Annotated in this window: 16 protein-coding genes; 2 read left to right on the forward strand and 14 right to left on the reverse strand. The window is 56.5% G+C overall.

Annotated features, from left to right (window positions below; translation table 11 throughout):
- Nucleotides 1–2: 2 nt before the first annotated feature.
- From GOV91_RS16040 to GOV91_RS16050, 3 genes are all read right to left on the reverse strand, one after another.
- Nucleotides 3–1,361, reverse strand: a complete 1,359-nt coding sequence (locus tag GOV91_RS16040; RefSeq protein ID WP_171236246.1) for a TRAP transporter large permease — start codon at nt 1,359–1,361, stop codon at nt 3–5.
- Nucleotides 1,361–2,026, reverse strand: coding sequence for a TRAP transporter small permease (locus GOV91_RS16045; protein ID WP_171236247.1), 666 nt, complete (start codon nt 2,024–2,026; stop codon nt 1,361–1,363). The genes GOV91_RS16040 and GOV91_RS16045 overlap by 1 nt, the downstream gene beginning before the upstream one ends.
- A gap of 66 nt (nt 2,027–2,092) precedes the next feature.
- The gene (locus GOV91_RS16050) at nt 2,093–3,331 is read right to left on the reverse strand and encodes a TRAP transporter substrate-binding protein (protein ID WP_171176463.1); all 1,239 of its coding nucleotides are present in this window, start codon (nt 3,329–3,331) and stop codon (nt 2,093–2,095) included.
- Between the two features lie 109 nt (nt 3,332–3,440).
- On the opposite strand from GOV91_RS16050, the gene GOV91_RS16055 reads away from it, so the two are divergent.
- Nucleotides 3,441–5,036: a GMC family oxidoreductase gene (locus tag GOV91_RS16055; protein ID WP_171236248.1), complete on the forward strand. Its 1,596-nt coding sequence runs from the start codon at nt 3,441–3,443 to the stop codon at nt 5,034–5,036.
- A gap of 90 nt (nt 5,037–5,126) precedes the next feature.
- Here the strand turns inward: GOV91_RS16055 and GOV91_RS16060 are convergent, their stop codons facing one another.
- The 11 genes from GOV91_RS16060 to GOV91_RS16110 all read right to left on the reverse strand — a co-directional run bounded on the left by GOV91_RS16060 (nt 5,127) and on the right by GOV91_RS16110 (nt 18,563).
- Nucleotides 5,127–6,596, reverse strand: coding sequence for a M81 family metallopeptidase (locus GOV91_RS16060; RefSeq protein WP_171236249.1), 1,470 nt, complete (start codon nt 6,594–6,596; stop codon nt 5,127–5,129).
- Nucleotides 6,597–6,612: 16 nt separating this feature from the next.
- Nucleotides 6,613–7,467 (reverse strand): alpha/beta fold hydrolase, encoded by an 855-nt coding sequence (locus tag GOV91_RS16065; RefSeq protein ID WP_171236250.1) that lies wholly within the window; start codon nt 7,465–7,467, stop codon nt 6,613–6,615.
- Nucleotides 7,468–7,536: 69 nt separating this feature from the next.
- Nucleotides 7,537–9,555: a CocE/NonD family hydrolase gene (locus tag GOV91_RS16070; RefSeq protein WP_171236251.1), complete on the reverse strand. Its 2,019-nt coding sequence runs from the start codon at nt 9,553–9,555 to the stop codon at nt 7,537–7,539.
- Nucleotides 9,552–10,553 carry an ABC transporter ATP-binding protein gene (locus GOV91_RS16075; RefSeq protein ID WP_171236252.1) on the reverse strand — a complete coding sequence of 334 codons (1,002 nt, stop codon included), beginning with the start codon at nt 10,551–10,553 and terminating at the stop codon, nt 9,552–9,554. The genes GOV91_RS16070 and GOV91_RS16075 overlap by 4 nt, the downstream gene beginning before the upstream one ends.
- Nucleotides 10,550–11,536 carry an ABC transporter ATP-binding protein gene (locus GOV91_RS16080; RefSeq protein WP_171236253.1) on the reverse strand — a complete coding sequence of 329 codons (987 nt, stop codon included), beginning with the start codon at nt 11,534–11,536 and terminating at the stop codon, nt 10,550–10,552. Before GOV91_RS16080 ends, GOV91_RS16075 begins: the two co-directional genes overlap by 4 nt.
- Entirely contained in the window at nt 11,536–12,414 is an 879-nt protein-coding gene (locus GOV91_RS16085; protein WP_348540080.1) for an ABC transporter permease, read from the reverse strand. Before GOV91_RS16085 ends, GOV91_RS16080 begins: the two co-directional genes overlap by 1 nt.
- A complete protein-coding gene (locus tag GOV91_RS16090; RefSeq protein ID WP_171236254.1) occupies nt 12,395–13,339 on the reverse strand; it encodes an ABC transporter permease in 945 nt (314 codons plus the stop codon). Before GOV91_RS16090 ends, GOV91_RS16085 begins: the two co-directional genes overlap by 20 nt.
- 54 nt (nt 13,340–13,393) lie before the next feature.
- On the reverse strand, nt 13,394–14,953 hold the full coding sequence (locus GOV91_RS16095) for an ABC transporter substrate-binding protein (protein ID WP_170707374.1): 1,560 nt from the start codon (nt 14,951–14,953) through the stop codon (nt 13,394–13,396).
- Nucleotides 14,954–15,043: 90 nt separating this feature from the next.
- Nucleotides 15,044–15,736, reverse strand: coding sequence for an XRE family transcriptional regulator (locus tag GOV91_RS16100; protein ID WP_170572598.1), 693 nt, complete (start codon nt 15,734–15,736; stop codon nt 15,044–15,046).
- A 128-nt stretch (nt 15,737–15,864) separates the two neighbouring features.
- Nucleotides 15,865–17,904, reverse strand: coding sequence for an NADH:flavin oxidoreductase (locus tag GOV91_RS16105; RefSeq protein ID WP_171236255.1), 2,040 nt, complete (start codon nt 17,902–17,904; stop codon nt 15,865–15,867).
- On the reverse strand, nt 17,901–18,563 hold the full coding sequence (locus tag GOV91_RS16110; RefSeq protein WP_171236256.1) for a helix-turn-helix domain-containing protein: 663 nt from the start codon (nt 18,561–18,563) through the stop codon (nt 17,901–17,903). Before GOV91_RS16110 ends, GOV91_RS16105 begins: the two co-directional genes overlap by 4 nt.
- A 165-nt stretch (nt 18,564–18,728) precedes the next feature.
- On the opposite strand from GOV91_RS16110, the gene GOV91_RS16115 reads away from it, so the two are divergent.
- The gene (locus GOV91_RS16115) at nt 18,729–20,735 is read left to right on the forward strand and encodes a CocE/NonD family hydrolase (RefSeq protein ID WP_171236257.1); all 2,007 of its coding nucleotides are present in this window, start codon (nt 18,729–18,731) and stop codon (nt 20,733–20,735) included.
- Nucleotides 20,736–20,762 lie beyond the last annotated feature (27 nt).

Here is a 20,762-nt window from a genome sequence, read left to right on the forward strand (position 1 = left end):
GTCTAGCTATTTGGCAGTAGGATCAAGGCCAGATCGGGCACAAGCGACACCAAAATCCAAACCGACAGCAACGCCACCAGATACGGCACCGTGTATCGCAACAACCGGAAATAGGGTACGCCTGTCACGCCCGAAGCCACATAGAGATTTAGACCGTAAGGTGGTGTGATGAACCCGATAGATGCCCCAACCAGGAAGATCACCGAAAAATGAATCGGATCGATTCCAACCGAAGCTGCAATCGGGGCAAGGATCGGGGCAAGGATGATTGTGACTGGCAAACTCTCCAGCACCATGCCCGAAAAGAAGACGATGACCATCGAAGTGAACAGAACCGCATAATAGCCACCCATTGAAGTCACGAAATCGCCAATGGTTTGCTGCGCCCCTAGCAAGGACAGGATCTGTTGCATCACCACAGAAACAGCGATCAGCGGCGCAAGAATGCCGGTGATCTGCGCCGAACGGATCACGATCGACGGGATCTCGGGGATTGTAAAACCTTCAACCACGAACATTTCGGCAAAGCTTTTCTCGGTTGGTGGAATGTCGTTCCGTGCGCCCATGATCCGATTGATCGGATAGCTGACCAGACCGGCAATGACGCAGAAGCCAACAGTTACACCTGCGGCCTCGGTCGGGGAAAACTTGCCTGTGTAAATGCCCCATAGCACCAAACCAATGGCGAAGAAACCAAGCCAAGCGCCAAACGCCGTTTTCAGGACACGGTTCAGCTGCAACGGGATCAGGTAGCCCCACCCGTTCATGCGGCAGATAATCCAGCAAGCAAATTGCATCCCGATAACCATCAGTGCGCCGGGTAGAATCCCTGCCACAAAAAGTTCGGAAATTGGCAGATTCATCAAAAACCCATAGACGATGAAGATGATTGATGGGGGAATGATGATCCCCACCGTGCCACCCGCTGCCGCTGTGGCCGCACTGAAACGTTCATCATAGCCGCCCTTGACCATCTCTGGATGCAGCATCGAGCCGATTGTAGCCGTCGTCGCCGAGTTCGACCCCGAGATCGCCGCAAACAACCCGCATGCCCCAAGCGAGGCCATTGCCAGCCCGCCGCGTATCCAGCCCAGACAGGCGTAGGCAAAGTCGCTGAGCCTTCGGGCAATGCCGGATTTGTTGATGAGGTCACCGGTCAGAATGAACAGGGGCATCGCCAAAAGAGCAAAGCCCTTGTTGAAGACATTGAGAAGCTCGGCACCCATGTTGTCCAGGGTGAGACCCAGCACAAAGGAGCAACCGATCACCCAATATCCAATGACCAGAAAAACGGGCACGCCCAGCATGAACAGAAAGGTCACGCCCAGCGAGATTAATGTCACCAAAGTTCCGTCAGCCATCAGTCTGCCCCAATCACGGCCTGCTTGATAAGCGGCTCACCCGTTTTCCAGTTGTGAAGATCACCTGCCAGGTTCTGAAAGACCCGCCCAACCATCAGAAAGAAAGACAGCGGCGCAGCCAGAAGGAACCACCACTGCATGATGTTGTCCGTGCCCAGAACGATCTGGAAATTTGACGCCGACAACGCCACCAGACGCGTGGTGGTCACGATTACGATAACTGCAAAGCCAAACCACAAAATCGCATCAAGGATCAGACAGGTCAGCTGTCCGCCACGGGGCATAGCGGTTCGAAATTCGCTAAAACTCAGATGAGTGCGCAGACGGACGTTATAAGACGCGCCGAACCACGCCATGACCATGAACAAGAGCGGCGGGATGGTCGTCGACCACGGCTCCTGATCGTTAAAGACGAACCGATCAATAACACCCCAGAAGATGATCAGCGCGATGGCGAGATAGGAATACACCATCACCGACCGCTCCAGATGGCGTTCGACAAAGGGCACTGCCCGATAAATCAGCATGATCGCGACCCCGCCCAGGGCCGCGACGACCGCGCCCAATACCCAGGTCGCGTTCGATTCCAGCGCAGATTGAATCTCGAAGGAATCCTGGCTGAGAAAGGCGCTGAATATCGCGCCTGTTTCTGCCCAAAACGACATGTACCCCGTCCTCCCAGTCGGTTTTGCATCGAACCGGCCCGCTATGGGCCGGTTCGCAGAAGCTTATCAGGCCTGGCCCATCCACCAACGGCGTGGCTCGACATTCTCCGGCAGCATGTCTGCTGGAATCTCACGCGCGATGTCGTAGATTTCCTGATAGGTGTCGATGCCACCGGCCCATTTGTTCAGACGCTCACGCCACTGCGCCCAAGGTTCAGGGTTATAGTTGGGGGCACACATCTCCTCGGCCAATTTGATCTGATCGTCGGGCAGGAAGGCCGGACGCACACCGTTCTCAGCAAAGATCGTGTTGGGCAATTGCGGCTCTGAGAACCCAACTGTGTTCAGCAGCGCGGCCTCGTTCGCACCCTGAATCAAAGCCTGAGTGAAGTAAGAGGACTCCATCACTGCATCCTGCAACTCGCCGCCCAAACCGTCAAAGACCTTGGCCGACATCGATGTATGCTCGGTTCCGCAGAAGAACTTCAGGTTGACCGACTGAGATACGACCGGTGCCATATTGGCGTAGGCTACTGCCGAGGCCCAAGTTTCGGCGCCGTCGATCAGACCGGTTTTCAAAGCGTCCAGCGTTTCTTCCCATGCCACCGGCACAGGGTTCAGATTCAAGAGCTGCATGGCGATGCGGCCAAGCTGCGTGCCCGTCACGCGGTTCTTTGTGCCAAACAGCTCTTCCAGCTTGGTCACGGTCGGCTTGTCCGCAAAGGTCGAACCCATTTGCAGACCGCGCAGTTCGCAATGGGTGAACAGGAACTTTAACCCGTGCCGTTTTTCCAGGGGATCCCGCAGGATGCGCTGGCTCGCGGGGCTGTAGAAAAAGTGATACTGCGCCGCGCGGCTCGGGAACATGTAAGCATAATCCAACACGTTCAGGTAAGGCGCGCCACCGGCCGAGTTCTGGGTCGAGGCCGCGTAAATGTCGACGATCCCCTGCTGGGTCTTCTCGACACAGCTCAGCTGTCCGCAGATCTGATTGTCGCCGATGAACTCAATCCGGATCTCTCCGTCAGTGCGTTCCTCAAGATCACGCGCGAACTCGATCGCACCGGCGCGTTCGATCAGCAGGTTGCGAGTGTTGAATCCAGAAGCACCAAACTTCAGCGTGTGTTTCGGCTCTTTAGAAAAGCGCTTTTCATAGGTTGATTCGGCGGCCTGAGCCAGATTCGCCAAACTCATCGCTCCACCGAACCCGCCTGCTGCCAACAGCGTCGAGCTCATGCCGTAACGGCCCGCCACACGGAAGAAATCCCGCCGCGAAATACCACTCAGTTTCTTACCGATCTCCATTGCTTACCTCCCTGATTGCAATTATTGAGACGTTTTGTATCAAAAAAGGCTAGTATAATTCCTCTATCTTGCATAGAGTTTTTTTCAGCGGCATTGGGAGGAGGCGATAATGGAAGTGGATTATGCGATTGTCGGGGCCGGTTCCGCAGGCTGCGTGATTGCCAATCGGCTCAGCGCCGACCCCAACACGAGTGTTGCATTGCTTGAGGCTGGTGGCCGCGACAGCAACCCGTGGATTCACATCCCCGTTGGCTATTTCAAAACCATGCATAACCCCACGGTCGACTGGTGTTATCGCACCGAACCTGATCCGGGGTTGAACGGGCGCTCGATCGACTGGCCACGCGGCAAAGTGTTGGGCGGCTCATCCTCGTTGAACGGGTTGCTATACGTACGCGGTCAAAAGGAAGACTATGACCGCTGGCGGCAAATGGGCAATGAAGGATGGGGCTGGGATGACGTCCTGCCTCTGTTCAAACGCTGTGAAGATCAAGAGCGGGGCGCAGACGAATATCACGGTGTTGGCGGGCCTTTGTCCGTGTCCAACATGCGTATCCAACGTCCTATCTGCGACGCGTGGGTCGCCGCTGCACAAGCGGCAGGCTACCCGTTTAACCCCGATTACAACGGCGCCAAACAAGAGGGTGTTGGGTATTTTCAGCTGACTACGCGCAACGGCCGCCGATGCAGTGCCGCCGTGGCCTATCTAAAGCCCATAAAAGGCCGCCAAAACTTAAACATCATCACCAACGCGTTGGTGTCACGCGTGGTCATGGACAAGAAAAAGGCGACCGGTCTGGTATATCGGGATCGCTCTGGGGTCGAGCAAACGCTGAAAGTTCGTCGCGAAGTCATTCTGTCAGGCGGCGCGATAAACTCACCACAGATTCTAATGCTTTCAGGGATCGGGGACCCGGACCACCTGAAAGAAAACGGTATTGAACCGCTGCACGCCTTGCCGGGTGTCGGCAAGGGCCTGCAGGATCACTTACAGGCACGGCTGGTATTCAAGTGCAATGAACCGACATTGAATGACGAAGTCCGCAGCCTCTTCAATCAGGCGCGCATTGCCCTGAAATACGCGTTGTTCCGCGCAGGGCCAATGACCATGGCTGCAAGCCTTGCAACCGGATTCATGAAGACCCGCCCGGATGTTGAGACCCCCGATATTCAATTCCACGTTCAGCCCTGGTCCGCCGACAGCCCCGGCGAGGGCGTGCATCCGTTTTCCGCCTTTACAATGTCGGTTTGTCAATTACGCCCGGAAAGTCGGGGGGAATTGCGCCTTAACGGCCCGGATCCGTCTAAACATGTCAAAATAATTCCAAACTACCTGTCTACAGAAACGGATTGCCGCACAATTGTGGATGGTGTGAACATCGCGCGCAGGATCGCTAAACAGAACCCTCTGGCGTCAAAAATTTCAGAGGAGTTTCGGCCAACGGCAGAGTTAAGCCACGATGACTATGAAGGCACGCTGGATTGGGCCAGATCGAACACTGCATCAATCTATCACCCAACCGGCACCTGCGCGATGGGCAGCACCAAGACATCGGTTGTTGATGCAAAGCTAAAGGTGCACGGGATACAAAACCTGCGGGTGGCCGATTGCTCGATCATGCCGGAAATCGTCAGTGGAAACACCAATGCACCAGCGATAATGATCGGAGAAAAAGCCAGCGATTTGATAAAGGCGGATGCATAATAACTGATACCCCAGCACCCATTGTCTGGCCTGGCTACAGTGTGGAAAATTGTGCTGTGCTAAGTTGCGAGACAGGGTTGGGGATTTGAATTATCCTCCGAGTATTCGAACCCCTGATCGCAGCTTTGTATAGTTTACATGTTTGAGTTCACAGGGAAACTGCCCCGGCGCGGCGCATAACAGGACGTCTTGCGCGATGGGTTCAAAATCGGCTCGGAAGTGGGTTGTGCTTTTGACGCAAATGATCCGAGCGCGTTCCGGTTCCAGATTGAACAGCCGAATTTGCGCCAGATCCAGACATTGATTTCGAATGCTGGTGACTATGACATGAATTTGCGTTCCAATCAGCTGCAATGCCGTCGAAGGACCCAGCGTTGCAATCCCGCCGCCATACATTTCGCCCGTGTAACGACATTGGCCATCGCTCAGATGATGCACACGCACATTTGCCAAATATGGCGTTTCGCCAAGGCCTCGACCGCCAATTTCTGCCTCAAATTCTGCACCTGGACCCCTGGCATGGGCTTTTGCCGCCAATTGCGGATCATGCAACAGCCCAAGAATGGAAAGTGGGGTATTCTGAATAACAAGTTCACGCAGCAGCCCAGTGGTGTCCGCCGACGCACCGGCACCTGGATTGTCCTGTACATCCGCAATCACAACAGGCCCAGCGCCAGTTGCCTTTTGGGCGGTTTCGACTGCGTCCTTTGGGGTTAGCAAAGCTGTTTCGAACTGTGTTTCAGCTGCTTGCAACTTTGCAAAAACATGCCCGGCCATTGCCTCGGCGTCGGGCTGAGAGGAACTATACGCCAGCACGGATGGACCACAATCAGCTGTGTCCGCTGCGGTAAACCCCATGGCGAGTTCAACCAGTCGCGTGCCGGGCCCGTCGAACGCCTTCAGAGTTCCATACAGCGTTTGGGCTGGCGCCACTTCTGTATACTGGCTGTGCAGCGGGATCAGATACTCCCCTTGTCTCCATGATTTCGCGGGTCGGCCATTTGCATGGATTTCGCGTATCATCCGATACGCCCGTGCGCCTGTGGCTGCCATATCAAGATGCGGGTAGGTGCGGAAAATGGTCATTGCATCCGAGTAATTCACCATTTGTTGCGAGATATTGGCATGCATATCAAGGCTTGCAACAAGCGGAAGATCCGGCCCAATGATCTGTCTGATCCGCGCCAAAAGCTCACCCTCGCCATCATCCCATGACTCTGTCACCATGGCACCATGCAGGTCCAGGTAAACACCGTCGAGCGGCATCATTCCCTGAAGGTTGTCAGTTATGAGCCCCGCGATGGTGTCAAAGGCGTGGTCTGTTACCTTGCCGCCCGGTTCTGCTGCGCACCACAGAATGGGTAGTAATTCCACGCCTTCCGCCAACGCCGCCTTTGCGAATCCGGCGATGGGCAGATTCATACCATCCGTCACGCCCAAAACGTCCCGCCCCCGCAGCAATTCTGGCCAGCTATCTGCCTGTTCAAAATCACTCAGTCGCGTTGGGCTTTCCACGAAGGTGTTGGTTTCGTGCTGAAATCCTGCAATTGCAATTCTCATCTAACTGGTCAGCCGTTTACTGCTGCACCAATTCGGCGCTTAAAATCTCGCGTAGTTTTTTCGCTACGACGTCAGGTTTGTGGCGTGTCATGGAAACATGTCCCAGCCCTGGGATCTCGTGGAATGTTCCGTTCTGCGCCAGGTCCGAAACAACCTTGCACATGACTGGAGCGGTCTGAACGTCCTCAGAGAAAGCGACTACATGTATAGGGACCGGGCAGGTTTTCAGATCTTCGCGGCAATCGAAGTTCAGGCACGCTTCCCATTGATCGATTGTGGCTTGCGGATCGCGGTCGCGGAAGCGTTCGGTGTAAGATGCCTTGAGCTGTTCCCACAGTTCTGGTTCGTGCAGCGCTTTGGCTGGAAAGGCATAGACCGCATAGTGGGGGGCAAGAAAGTAGTCGGGTAGGGTTATGCCATCTTTTCGAAGGTCAATCTCGGCTTGCATCCAGTCGCGCGTGAACCCATCGATATAGGCGGAAGTTCCCATGGGAATGGCAAGTTGAACCTTGTCAGGAAAGTCGATCGCAGTTTGCTGTGTAACGAGGCCACCCAACGACAAGCCACATACAGTTGCGCGACCACCCGCAAACGCATCGATCACCGCCGCACAGTCGGCAGCATAGTCGTTCATCGTCCAGGGAGGCGGGGGTGATTGGGTCTCGCCCGCACCGCGAGGATCATAGGTGATGCAACGAAAGCTGTCGGATAAGCGCGAGAACTGTTCTGAATAGGCTTCAGCAGTTTGGTCCCCACCAGGTACAAATACGATAGCAGGCCCCTCACCCTCGGTAACAACTCGCATGGTCACACCCCCGACCGATAGTTGATGCGTCTCGGCCCGCGGTCCAAACTGCAAGAATACCGACATCATTCTTCTCCTGTTATTATACTGCCGACAGTAGTCTGTTTGGCCGGATACTTGGTTGGGTTTTAGTGGCTACATCCCGTTACGAGGGATGACGTGCACATTCTCCTCCTCATAGACAAGTTCGGTTCCTGCCCAAGCCTTGAGACGTGAGGTCAAATGAAACTCTGTCGGTGTCGCTTTCTGTTCCGAATAGGTCCAGATCTTGGCCGACCAGCCTTCGCGGTCGAAACCGGCCGTCTGCTCCATCGTGGCAGTGGCCGAAAGTGGATCGCTGGGATGGATTGTGTAACGCCGATCTGAAACGTCGCTTAACACTGTTCCAATATCGTCGAGGCGGAAATCGCCCACTGGTCCGAAAACGCCACCATCAAGGAAAAACCTGTGAATGGTTTCTCCGTTGGTCAGATCAGTGCGGATAGAGCGTTCCATTGAACCTGACCGCACTTTCGTTTTTCGGGGCGCCGTTTGAGGCTCGCTTGGCTCGGGCAGCGCGCGTGGTTCCGATTCTTGCCCCTTTTGCGTGCGAACAGGCAGATGCAAACACGATGACCCCGACTGGATCGTCAGCGTTACGGGTGCAGGTGCGGGCCAAAGCACAGGCCAATAAGCCGAGGCTATCTGCACTACGATGCGATGACCGGGCATGACACGGTAACCGCTGCCGTAAAGCGGTATGGTCACGGTCATGTCCTCGCCCGGCACAATTGCGGTCGGGTTGGTGTCACCAATCCGATGGTTCAGATTGCAGAACCCCCGAGAAATCAGGGTTTGCGCACCGCTGGGGGCTTCGTCGACCAACAAAGCAGCAACGAAGCCTTGCTCCTGATCCGCAGAAACTGTGATTTCAACAGAGGGCTGGCCCAGAACGTCAACCGCTGCTTCCAGAGGATCACCTTTGAATTGCAGTGCCCCTGCCGCATCGATCCGGCAGTCTTCAGCCATGTCGCCGGGTATGGCAAACGAACACATATCGCCTGCAGCGGCCCCAAAGTTCTGTGGCGAGCAAATGGACATTGTAGAGCCAGTACGCGGCTTAATGTCCAGAGTACCGTCGTTTAACCACATCGAATGATCTTTGACGTTTGGCGAGGGCCAGCTTGGTTCTTCGACCCAGCGTCCTTCACGTTGCAGATGAGTTCCACTTGGTGCCGCGCTTTCCTGCATGAAGAACCGCAAGAGTGGTTCATCCATTAATCCGGTGTCGATACCCTTTAACCAATGGTCCCAGAACCTAAGGACTTCCCCTACAAAATCGGCCTTGGGGCCCGGCACCCCTTCATGTGGATACAGGTGGGCCCAGGGCCCCATCAGGATTTTCACAGGACCGCTGAGATGTTGAGCGATACGGAACGGGGTGTCGCGATAAAGGTCCATCCACCCGCCGAAAAAGTAAACCGGAACCTCGACGTCGGCGTAGTTTTCGCAAATCGAGCCGCGTCGCCACATCTCATCATGGGTTTGGTGTTCCAGCCACATGGCAGGCCAGAAACTGGCCCCCTCCATACGTTCGCGCCACATGTCGATCCAGCGGTCTTCACCTACGATCTCGGGATCGGGCGGCATCGCATTGTAGAGCTGCATGATGGAGCCCCACCAGAAATTATCGTTGGCCAGACAACCGCCGTAGAAATGGATATCCTCGCGCCATCGATCATCCGTTCCCATCACCGGCGCGATAGCCTTCAAGGCCGGGGGTCGTGTTGCCGCGACTTGGAACGCATTATATGCCCCCCAACTTTTTCCGAACATTCCCACATTTCCATCACACCAGTCCTGATCTGCGATCCACTGGATGACGTCGTGTCCGTCTTGGGTTTCCTGATGTGAATACTCGTCTTCAGCAATGCCGTCGCTATCCCCATAGCCCCGAATATCCACCCGAATCGAAGCATACCCAGCGGCTGCAAAATGCGGGTGCATACTTTCGTCGCGCATTCGCGTGCGGTCTCGACGACGGTAGGGTATGTATTCGAGGATGCAGGGCAGCGGAGTGGTTTTCGCCGCTTCGGGCAACCACAGTCTTGCTGCCAACTGCGTTCCGTCAGGCATTGGTATCCAGACGGTTTCGATGACCTCAACATTACTCATGACAAGACGCTTTCTTTTTGCTCAGGCGGGCGGGCCCCAGGTGCCAGCGGGAAGTGGCATGCGATTGCCCGCTCATCCGTAACATGTCTTTCAGGAGCATCAAAACTGCACTGCGATTGAGCCCAGGGACAACGGGTGTGGAACTCACAACCCGACGGTCGAGCCAACAGCGAAGGGACTTCAGCCGGCAAGGTGATCCGGTCGTGGGTCTTGTCCGGATCAGGCTCGGGGTTGGCCGAGAGCAGTGCTGCGGTATAGGGATGCTGCGGCGCGCTGAATACCTCTTCGGTTTCACCAGCTTCTACAAATCGACCCAGATACATTACGGCAGTTCGATCCGCCACATGATGCACCACGTGCAGATTGTGCGTGATAATCACCATTGCCAGCCCAAGACGTTCCCGCAAATCGTTCAGCAGGTTCAGCACCTCACCCTGAACCGAAACATCCAGTCCCGCAGTCGGTTCGTCTGCGATAATCAACGCCGGGTCCAATGCGATGGCTCGTGCCACTCCAACCCGCCGAGCCTGCCCTCCTGACAACTGATGCGGGAAGCGCGAGTCAAAGCTTGTGGGCAAACCGACCAGCGTCAGCAGACGCTCGGCTTCATCCCGCAGATTACGCCCTTCGATGCCGTGAATGCGGAATGGTTCCGTCACCAGATCACCCACGGTCATACGAGGTGAAAGGGATCCTACTGGGTCTTGAAACATCATCGACATGCGTTTGCGGACAGGCTTCATCGCCCTTGGGTCTAACTCGTCGATACGTTGATCTTCGAACGTTATGGATCCTGCGCTAATTTCCTGCAGACCATTCACAGCCCGCGCGAGGGTCGTTTTACCCGACCCGCTTTCTCCAACGAGTGCAAAGGTTTCGCCTCGGTTAACTTCAAAACTCACCCCGGCCACGCCCAGGATCGAGTTTCGACGCCCGAACCCACCGACTGGGAAAGAAACCTGGACGTCTTCAACCTTGAGAATGGGATCGCTACTCATGCAGTCACTCCGGTTTCCTCGGGACAATCTGCAATAATGCAGCGCGCGACATGACCGTCTCCGATGTCTTTGTCGGGCGGAGGGGCCGAGCAGGCGTCGCTCACGAGATCGCACCGATTGGCAAAGATACAGCCTGCGGGCCGCGCGCGCAGATCAGGGATTTCTCCGGGGATTGTCGGCAGATGCCGGGTGCGTTCGCTTTGCCGCGCCGGGTCGCATTCAAGCAATCGCGCTGTGTAAGGGTGGCGAGGGTCTTGGAATATCTGGCGGACGGTGCCGCGCTCCACCACTTCACCCGCATACATGACCACAACGTCATCACACAGTTCGGCGATGACACCCAGATGGTGCGAAATGAACATGACCGAACAGCCGATTTTCTGCTGCAAATCCTTGAGCAACTCGATCGTGGTCACCTCAAGTGTCGCATCCAACGCCGTTGTGGGTTCATCCGCGATTAGAAGGGCGGGTTCCATCATCAGCGCCATGGCGATGGCAATCCGCTGTTTCATCCCGCCCGAGAACTGATGCGGATACCGCGCCAGCGCCGCGCGGGCATCAGGAATGCGGACCAGTTCCAGCATCTCGACAGCGCGGTTCATCTTTTCGTCTTTCGACAAGGTCGAGCGATACTGGATATTCAGCATCTGCTTTCCGACCGAGATGACCGGGTTCAACGCGCCCATCGGGTCCTGAAACACGGTGGCTATGCGCGGGCCGCGCAGGTCGCGCATCCGCGACGAGGGCAGGCTTGTCAGTTCATCCTGCCCTTCGAACAGGATCGAGCCACCCTCGATGCTACCATTGTCTGCCAGCAGGCCCAAAATGGCGTTGATCAACGTGGATTTCCCGCAGCCGGATTCGCCCACGATGCCGACAATCCGGTTTTCCGGTACATCGAAACTGACGTTTTTCAACGCATGCAGCGGCCCGGCTTCGGTCGAGAAGCTGACGTTCAGGTTGTCTATGCGCAGCGTGGTCATCAGCGTCCTTTCAGCCGGGGATCAAACACGTCCCGCAGCGTCTCACCCAGGAAGGTAAAGCCCAGCGTTGTGATGATGATCGGCACACCGCCGGCAATCGCGATCCAGGCGGTGTCGCGGATATTGGTGAACCCGTCATTCAGGATCGAGCCCCAGCTTGGGGTTGGCGGGCGAACACCAAGGCCCAGAAAGCTCATGCCCGCCTCAATCCCGATGACGACCGGAATGTCCATCGACGCGAGGATAACTAGCGGCCCGATCACGTTGGGCAGAATATGTACCCGCAGGATACGCGCCGATGACGCGCCCATACTTTGCGCTGCCGTGACGTATTCCGAGGTTTTCAATGCAATGGTCTGGGTTCGGATGATCCGCGCATATCCAGGCACGGTGACCAGAACGACAACAACCATCACGGCGGTCAGTGACGGCCCCATCAGCGTCACCAGCGCAAGGGCCAGCATGACGGTTGGAAAGCTCTTCATTGCGTCGAACAGCAAGATCATCAGGTTGTCCAGCCAACGCGGCCCGTAACCTGCGATCAGACCGAGAACGATGCCGATCACCAGCGAAACCGCCGTCGAGACCAGCGCGACAAACAAGGCAATCCGTCCGCCGTGTAGCACGCGTGCAAACAGGTCCCGGCCCAACTGATCCGTACCCATCAGGTGATTGGCGCTTGGTCCCTGAAATCGGTCCCGCGGATTAATCTTGGTCGGGTCCCAACTGGTTAACAGATCGGCGAAAACGGCGCCGAAGATGACAAACAGGACAAGGAACAATCCCAGCGCGCCCAAAGGTTCTCGCAGGATTTTGCGGATCGGGCGCCACAGCTCGGCCATGCGCCCGGGGGCGGGATTAGAAACTGCTTCTGACACGGGGATCCAAAGCTCCGATAATGAGATCTGCCAACAGGTTGAGCAGAACGAACAAGACGGTTGTGATCAGAACGGTGCCTGTCACAATGGGGAAGTTGCGGGTTAGGATGGCGTCATAGACCAGCTTGCCAACGCCGGGTCGGGCAAAGACGATCTCGGCAAAGACAGCCGACGAGAGCATCTGACCGATACCAACACCCAGCAAGGTGACTGTGGGCAGGATCGCGATCGACAGGGCGTAGCGATAGGTGATCGTCCTGTCTGGCAGGCCAAAGGCGCGCGCGGTGCGAATATGGCTGGCCTCAAGCACTTCGAGCATCGAGGCGCGGACCATGCGGGCGATGTAGCCAACCCAGCCCAGACCAACCGCCAGGGAAGGCAGGATCAGGTGGGTCAATTGATCGCCCAAATCGCCGGGTTCGCCCGCGCCGATAGCAGGCAGCCAGCGTAGCTCAACAGAAAAGATCAACAGGGCATATATCGCAATCACGAACGAAGGCACGGCGATCACAGCCACCGAGAGAATGCCTACAATACGGTCGGCCCAGCTGCCGCGGCTGACCGCAGCCCAGCAGCCTAGCGGGATACCAAGCGCCACCGACCACGTGATGCCACCGACGATCAGGGCCAGCGTGTAGGGCAGTTGTTCGAAGACAACCGTGGTGACGGGACGGCCAGATAGAACCTCATCCCCAAGATCACCTGTCCATGCTCCGATGTAGAAATTCCAGAACTGAACCAGAACTGGCTGGTTCAGCCCCATCTTCTCGCGCAGGGCAGCGCGCATTTCCTCGGTCGCCCGAGGGCCCAATGCTACCGAGGCCGGATCGCCCGGGATCAGGTAGATCATGCAAAACAGCAGGAACATGGCGACCGAGACAATCGCAGCAGCCAGTCCAAGCCGTTTGAAAAAATAGCTTAGCATACGCGCCCCCTATTGGCGGACGGGCGGCAGTTGGATGCCGCCCGCTTGCGTGGATTAGGCGGGTTTGAACAGCGGCAACAACGGCTCGCCATTCGGCTTGAGGCCCGGATCGACCGTATCCTTGTGGATCAGGCCAACTACCTCATGCGTCAGGAAGACGTAGCAGCCGCTTTCATCCATGAGACCCTGCATCTTCTTGTAGATCTCATCACGCTTGGCCGCATCGCTTTCGACCAGACCTTCTTCGTGCAGCGCTTTGTATTCCTCGTTGTTGAACCGTTCCCAGTTCCAGACGCCAACTTGTTCCGGCGTGAACCAGACCGTCGCCCAGCTTGGGTCAGGGTTCATCGAGAACCGGCTGAGTACCAGTTGCAGGTTCATGAAGTAATCACCATCCTTGGACCCCAGTGTCCAGAACGTACCGCTGTCATTCTGTTTGATCTCGCAGGTGATCCCAACATCGGCCAGATTGGCCTGAATGACCTGCGCTGCCGTCAGACGTTCCGACTGGTTCAGGATGTCCAAGGTAACGGTCATGCCCTCGGCGCCTGCCTCGGCTAGCAACTCGCGCGCCTTGTCCGGGTCATAGTCATAGGTGACACTGTCGCGGCTGCCCGGCAGACCCGGTGCGATGATACCGTTGCCAACGGCGGCAGCCCCGAAATAGGCCGCATCGACAACCGTTTGCCGGTCAATCGCGTGCTGGATAGCCCGGCGGATACGAACGTCTTTCAACGCTTCGTTGTCCTGATTCATGCCCAGCCAGACATAGGCCAACGAGGGTTTTTCTTCGACGACCGACCCCGCAGGTGGGTTTTCCTTGAGCCGCGGCAGCGAGGAAACCGAAGTCCAAGTGTAATCCAGATCACCAGCTTCGAAACCCAGCTCGGCGGTCGAGGGGTCTTCGATCGGCAGGATGTGAATTTCCTCGTATCCGCCCGGCTCATACGCCCAGTCCGGGTTGCGTTTCAGAACGGTTTTCTGTTTGGGCACCCATTCGGTCAGAATATACTGGCCGGATTGCGCCACCGGCTCAGACCCGATCTTGCCGCCGATTTCCCCGACAGCCTTGCGCGACACGATGCAGGACGCAGGTGTTGGCAAGGTTGTCGTCCAAAGCGGAACGAATTTGTTTTTCAGATGGATCAGGCCTGAGAGGTTGTCCTTGACCTCAACCTCTTTCAGCGCGCTCCAGTCGCCAGCGTATGGACTTTCATTGGCTGGATCAGCAATCCGCTCGATCGAGAACTTCACGTCGTCAGCCGTCATTTGGCCAAAGCCGTCCGTAAAGCCGATATTGTCGCGCAGCTTGAAGGCGATGGTCAGGTCGTCCAGCTGTTCGATGCTTTCGACCGCAACGGGGCGCCAGTTCCAATCGTCGCCTTGCTGGTTCGACACCAGTGGGGCATAGATCGACCGCATGATATCGGCTTCGGGCAGCGCCAGCCAAAATGCGGGGTCCAACACTTGCAGGTCACTATAAGACCGGATGGTCAGAACCGTCCCATCGGCGCTGACGGCCATATGCGGAAAGGCAAGGCTGGCTGCGCCCAATGCGCCAGCTCCGGCCAAAACGGAGCGTCGGGAAACGTCCCCTTTGAAAATCGAACTCATTTGCTTACTCCCTGTTTGTCTTCGTATCCGGGCATCTGTCCGGCGTGGTTGCTTGCGGGCAGAGCCCGCGACTTCAGGTGCCAGCAGGCGTTATCCGTTCTTTTTCTTGTGTGACTGTGGCAGTTGCTCGTCAGCGCCAAGCGCTGAGAATCTTGGAATGATCACGGGTGAGTTCACCCAGATCATACGCGCAGGTTGGTCAGTTACGTTGCGCAGGACGTGCAGGATTTCACCGGGAAAGCTAAAGCTGTCACCCGTGCGCAAGGTGACGGTTTCATCTTCCATCACCAATTCCAATTCACCATCCAGAATGACCCCGTGCATCTCGCCATCGCGCGAGAAGTACTGGTCAACAACCTGCTCGGAATAGGGGCGATAGTCCGACACGCCCAGACAGAACCCGCCACCGATAGAGCTGGACAGCAACTGATCTGCATAGCCCGACTGCTCGATGGGCTCATCATACAGCAGGTTCAGATTGCGGCGGTTGGACTGCCGCACAACATAGGCGCGCTCTAACGGGCCGGATCCGGGGCGGTGATTGAAAAACCATTCCTCTGGCACGCCCAGAGCGTCCGCAATTCGCGAGATTTTGTTGAGCGAGGCGCTGACCGTTCCGCGCTCGATTGCGCTGAGATGGCTGATCGAAACACCGCTGCTGGTCGCAAGCTCGGCCAGTGTCATCTGACGTGCTTTGCGCAGCTGACGTACCTCGGCCCCAAAGGCCGCCAGGCCCTCTTCGCTCGCAGTACGGCTGTATTTTCTTGATGCGCCCTGGCTCACGAATCCTCCCTTCGGTTACTAGGTGTTTCAGGAATGCTACGACAACTTTTCTTTTTCGCAAGAATTTTTGCTAATTTTTCCTTTATTGCTTTTCAAACTCGTCTACAAAACTTGGTTTTGCACGCATGTCACCACCGAATTCCAATCCGCAGCGCGTCATAGATTGCAGCGTGAATGTTGCGTGCCGATACGGCGTCTCCGATACGATAGAGGTCAAATTCCGCCTCGGGGTTTGACTGTGGAAACAATTGGCCCGTGCCCGAGACAAGTGCGCCTTGATCTACGGCACCCCTATTGCGCGAAAGCGGTTTGAGATCAAAGTAAAGGTCGCCCAGCGGTAGGGTGCCCTGATTGACAACTATCTGATCGTAATACTGTTTCTCTCTCAGGTCCGAGTAATCGGTACCGACATGGGCCAATAGCTGATTGCCGGATTTCTCGATCGCGTTCAGTGTACGTGTCACCGTGAAAACGGCGCCGGTCTTTTGCAGCGCACGCATATACGGCACCAGGTTCATCGCCATCACTTCCGGCGCGAAACTGCGATCACGTGTCATGATTTCGACACGCGCGCCGGTGGCGGCGATAACTTCGGCCGCCATCAGCGCAGGATGGTCCCCCGCATCATCATAGATCAGCACGTTTTCACCCGGCTGCACATCGCCAGACAGAATGTCCCAAGCAGAAATCGCCAGTTCATTGCCCGAATCGAGGATCGTCGTCTCGGGCAAACCACCCGTTGCGATCACAACCATGTCCGGCGACAGCGCGGTTACGTCCGCGACATCGGCGAAGGTGTTAAAATGAAATTTCACGTCCCGCGCCGCACATTGGGCCATGCGCCAGTCGATGATCCCGATCATTTCGGCCCGGCGTTTGGATTGCGCGGTCAGGCGCACCTGTCCGCCGGGTTCAGGTGCGGCCTCTAGAACGGTGACTTCATGCCCGCGCTCTGCTGCAACGCGCGCTGCTTCAAGCCCACCCGGACCTGCGCCCACAATGACCGCGCGACGACGTGTTTCAGCCACCGGTATGATATGTGGCATGGTCAATTCGCGCCCGGTTGCCGGGTTGTGAATACATAATGCTTCACCAGCCTGATAGATGCGATCCAAGCAATAGGTCGCCCCTACGCAAGGTCGGATGTCATCCTCCTGCCCGGCTTGTATCTTGGACACAATCAACGGATCTGCCATGTGGGCACGGGTCATCCCGACCATATCCAATAGGCCCGAGGCCACGGCATGGCGCGCCGTCGCCACATCTGGGATGCGCGAAGCATGAAAAGTTGGCATTCCAATCTCGGCCCGCACGCGCCCGGCAAAATCCAGATGTGGCGCACTTTTCATGCCCTGCACGGGGATCACATCCGTCATGGCGGGGTCGGTATGAATGCGCCCGCGAATAACGTTCAGAAAGTCAACCTGACCGCTATCGCGCAGCCTGCGCGCGATTTCCAACCCCTCCTCCTGAGTAATGCCGCCCTTTTGGACCTCGTCGGCGGTGTAGCGCACCCCAACGATAAACTCTGGACCCACACGGTCGCGAATTGCATCCAAGACCATGAAACCAAAGCGCAATCGGTCGTCGAGATTTCCCCCAAACGGCGAGTCCATCGTGTTGGTCAGCGGCGACCAGAACTGATCCAGCAGGTGCCCGTAGGCCTGCAACTCGATCCCGTCCAACCCAGCAGCCTGCATCCGTTCGGCGGCGTCGGCATAATCGGTCACAATCCGCTCGATGTCGAAGTCTTCCATCTTCTTCGGAAAGGCCCGATGCGCAGGTTCACGATAATGCGACGGCGACAGAGACGGCAGCCAATCGCCCTTGTTCCAACCGGTGCGCCGCCCCAGATGGGTCAGCTGGATCATCACGGCACAACCATGGACATGGCAGGCGTCGGTCAGTTCACCCATCCAGCGCACCACCTCGTCCTTGTAGGCAAGGATGTTGTTGAAGACTGGCGGGCTGTCCCGGCTGACAGTGGCAGAACCTGCGGTCATCGTCATGGCAACACCCGCTTTCGCACGCATTTCGTGATAGGCGCGGTAACGTTCCTTGGGCATTCCATCTTCGGGATATGCTGGCTCATGACTGGTGGTCATGATCCTGTTTTTCAAGGTCAGGTGCTTCAATTGGTAGGGCTGTAACAGAACATCGCGGGTCATTGCCGCGTCTCCTGTTCCGCAGCATTGGTCACCGCGACATCCTTTGGAATGACCACTGGTGAGACTGCCCAGATCAGGCGGCAGACCCGGTCTGTTCGATTGCGGGCATGGTGCGGAATACGTGCGTCAAAACTGTAGCTGTCCCCGGCGCGCAGAGTAATGAATTCATCACCGATCTGCATTTCCAGCTCGCCCTCAAGAACCAACCCGTGTTCTTCACCTTCGTGTTCCTGCAAAGGATCCTCGGGGCGTTCTGAATGCGGCGCATAGACCGCCATACCCATGTAAAACTGCCCACCAATCGAGCTGGACAACAATTGGTCGGTATAGCCAAGCTCTGCCGCATCCTGACCGTAAAGTGTATTAAGGGCACGGCGGTTCTGAGCACGCACAACAAACGCTTGCTCCATCGGTCCAGCACCGGCGCGTCGGGCAAAAAACCAGTCAGGCGTGACGCCTAAGGCGCTCGCAATGTCTTGCAGGACGTCAACCGAAGGTTTGGATACACCGCGTTCAATCGCCGACACATGGCTGAGCGAAATACCCGCCTCTTCGCTCAACTGTTTGAGAGTGAGTTGGCGAGCCTTGCGCAACTGTCGAACCTCACTGCCCAGCGAAGAAATTGCAGATGGCAAAGCGACGACATTGTCAGATGGCATTTGGCTCTCCGGATTTAGGTCAAGCGATCTATTTTCTCCAAAATTGAAATCAGACTGGAATTTTAAAGTCAAATTCTATTTTAAAATGAATGAATGTACTGTATTGCAAATATTCTTGGGATTTGCAGAACTGGCTCGAACACAAAACGCATGTGGCGGATCACTATGGCGGACCAAACCGAACATCCTTTTGACGTTACAGAGACGGACCATCTGTGGATCAGAATGCCGGATGGAGTGCGACTGGCCGCCCGGTTGTGGCGCCCTGTGACGCAAAGGCCTGTCCCCGCCATCTTAGAATACATCCCCTATCGCAAGACAGACATGGTGCGCGCGCGCGATGAACGGAACCACCCTTTTTTTGCTGCCCATGGGTATGCATGCATTCGGGTGGACATGCGTGGGTCTGGCGACAGCGAAGGACATATGTCGGATATGTACGCGCCAGAAGAACTGGATGACGCGCGACAGGTCATCGATTGGCTGGCCGCGCAGCCCTGGTGCAACGGCCGCGTCGGGATGTTTGGTACGTCGTGGGGTGGCACGGCCTCGCTGCAGGCCAGCGCAAATGCGCCAGACGCTTTGAAGGCGACAATCGCTGTTTGCGCCACACATGACCGGTTCGAGGACGACATCCACTATATGGGTGGATGCGTTTTAACGGATACGTTCGAATGGGGTGCAACCTTGCCATCCATTCTGGCCTCACCTCCGACACAAAACGTTGGGGCAGGCTGGAAAACCTTGTGGCAAGAGCGCGTTGAAAACCTCTCCTTTCCTTTGGAAAACTGGCTACGCGAGGACGCACGCGGTGCATACTGGCGACATGGGTCTGTAATTCACGAGACAGATGCGTTTTCCGTACCGATCCTATCCGTAGGGGGTTGGAGCGATCGGTATTCAAACTCTGTCATGACAATGGTCGATGCGCGCCCTGACCTGGTGTGGGGGGTGGTGGGCCCTTGGGGGCACCACTATCCCGATCACGGCGCACCGGGACCGGCGATTGGGTTTCAGCGTTTGGCACTGGATTGGTGGGATCATTGGCTGAAACCAGACACTCCGAAAACACCGGATTGGCCGCAGTTGCGAGTCTGGCTGCGCGAATTCGATACGCCGGGCGATACGCTGGTTGAACGGCAAGGCAACTGGATCGAAAGCGGCCCGACGATCGAGCATGTTGACCCTCAGACAGTCTCTTTAACCAGCCTCGAGTCGTCTGCAGGTCACGCGCCTTGGGTGTTACCAAACTCGCGAAACGTTGGGCAGATGTCCGGGGATACGGGATATTTCGGACGCGCAGGTGGTTTGCCTCTGGACCAGTCCGACGACGACGCACGGTCTTTGGTTTTTGAAACAGCCCCGCTGTCCGAAGATCTTGTGCTGTACGGCGCAGCGGACTTGACCCTTTCAGCTGACGTAAAGGGCTATCCTGCGGTTGTCGCAGCCCGGCTAAGCGACGTCAACGCAAACGATGAGGTGGCACGGATCAGTTATGGCGTGCGCAATCTGGCCCTTGATGAAAACCTGGACAGTCGATCGCAACCCGATCAACCGGGCCGGGTGGATTTTTCGATGCGCCTGCACACGACAGCTTATCGCGTTCGAAAAGGGCACCGTCTGCGGCTTGCCTTGTCTTCGGGCATGTGGCCGCATTTACATTTGCACGCACCACCGCAAGATATTGTAATACAAGATGGCGCGCTGAAATTGCCTGTTTTTAATGGTGCCACCATGGACTTGTCAGCGCAATTGCCGCCGCCTGAACCGCTGCCCAAAAAGCCTTCGCACAAGGTTGTTACGTCAAACAATCTGGTGCGTTGGAATAAACAAATAGCCGGCAGTCACGAGGTTGGATGGCATCAGCCGATGATGCAGGTTTTCTATCCAGACATCGGGACAACATTTGGGTATGAGACGCGCATGTCCCACACAACGTCGCTGGATTCGCACGAACACCAGCGAACCCAAGTCGATCATCGGATGGTGTTTGAGCGCACGGACGGAACTGCCGATGTTCGCGTGTCCCTTCTTGCAAGCGCATCACGTGGCGTTACTACTGTTCATGCCAACCTTACGGCAACTTGGAATGGCGCTCCATTCGCGGCACGGACCTGGACTATTCGCCACCCTGCCAAGGGGGGCATTCCAGAACGAGACGATGACAGTTGAGCAAACACTTTTGTCCGCGTGAAGCAC

The organism is Ruegeria sp. HKCCA6837 (assembly GCF_013034475.1).
Taxonomy (GTDB): domain Bacteria; phylum Pseudomonadota; class Alphaproteobacteria; order Rhodobacterales; family Rhodobacteraceae; genus Ruegeria.

Excerpts from the sequence above, each read along its gene's own strand:
- GOV91_RS16040 (WP_171236246.1), bottom strand. The coding sequence starts at position 1,361 with ATGGCTGACGGAACTTTGGTGACATTAATCTCGCTGGGCGTGACCTTT.
- GOV91_RS16045 (WP_171236247.1), bottom strand. The coding sequence starts at position 2,026 with ATGTCGTTTTGGGCAGAAACAGGCGCGATATTCAGCGCCTTTCTCAGC.
- GOV91_RS16050 (WP_171176463.1), bottom strand. The coding sequence starts at position 3,331 with ATGGAGATCGGTAAGAAACTGAGTGGTATTTCGCGGCGGGATTTCTTC.
- GOV91_RS16055 (WP_171236248.1), top strand. The coding sequence starts at position 3,441 with ATGGAAGTGGATTATGCGATTGTCGGGGCCGGTTCCGCAGGCTGCGTG.
- GOV91_RS16060 (WP_171236249.1), bottom strand. The coding sequence starts at position 6,596 with ATGAGAATTGCAATTGCAGGATTTCAGCACGAAACCAACACCTTCGTG.
- GOV91_RS16065 (WP_171236250.1), bottom strand. The coding sequence starts at position 7,467 with ATGTCGGTATTCTTGCAGTTTGGACCGCGGGCCGAGACGCATCAACTA.
- GOV91_RS16070 (WP_171236251.1), bottom strand. The coding sequence starts at position 9,555 with ATGAGTAATGTTGAGGTCATCGAAACCGTCTGGATACCAATGCCTGAC.
- GOV91_RS16075 (WP_171236252.1), bottom strand. The coding sequence starts at position 10,553 with ATGAGTAGCGATCCCATTCTCAAGGTTGAAGACGTCCAGGTTTCTTTC.
- GOV91_RS16080 (WP_171236253.1), bottom strand. The coding sequence starts at position 11,536 with ATGACCACGCTGCGCATAGACAACCTGAACGTCAGCTTCTCGACCGAA.
- GOV91_RS16090 (WP_171236254.1), bottom strand. The coding sequence starts at position 13,339 with ATGCTAAGCTATTTTTTCAAACGGCTTGGACTGGCTGCTGCGATTGTC.
- GOV91_RS16095 (WP_170707374.1), bottom strand. The coding sequence starts at position 14,953 with ATGAGTTCGATTTTCAAAGGGGACGTTTCCCGACGCTCCGTTTTGGCC.
- GOV91_RS16105 (WP_171236255.1), bottom strand. The coding sequence starts at position 17,904 with ATGACCCGCGATGTTCTGTTACAGCCCTACCAATTGAAGCACCTGACC.
- GOV91_RS16110 (WP_171236256.1), bottom strand. The coding sequence starts at position 18,563 with ATGCCATCTGACAATGTCGTCGCTTTGCCATCTGCAATTTCTTCGCTG.
- GOV91_RS16115 (WP_171236257.1), top strand. The coding sequence starts at position 18,729 with ATGGCGGACCAAACCGAACATCCTTTTGACGTTACAGAGACGGACCAT.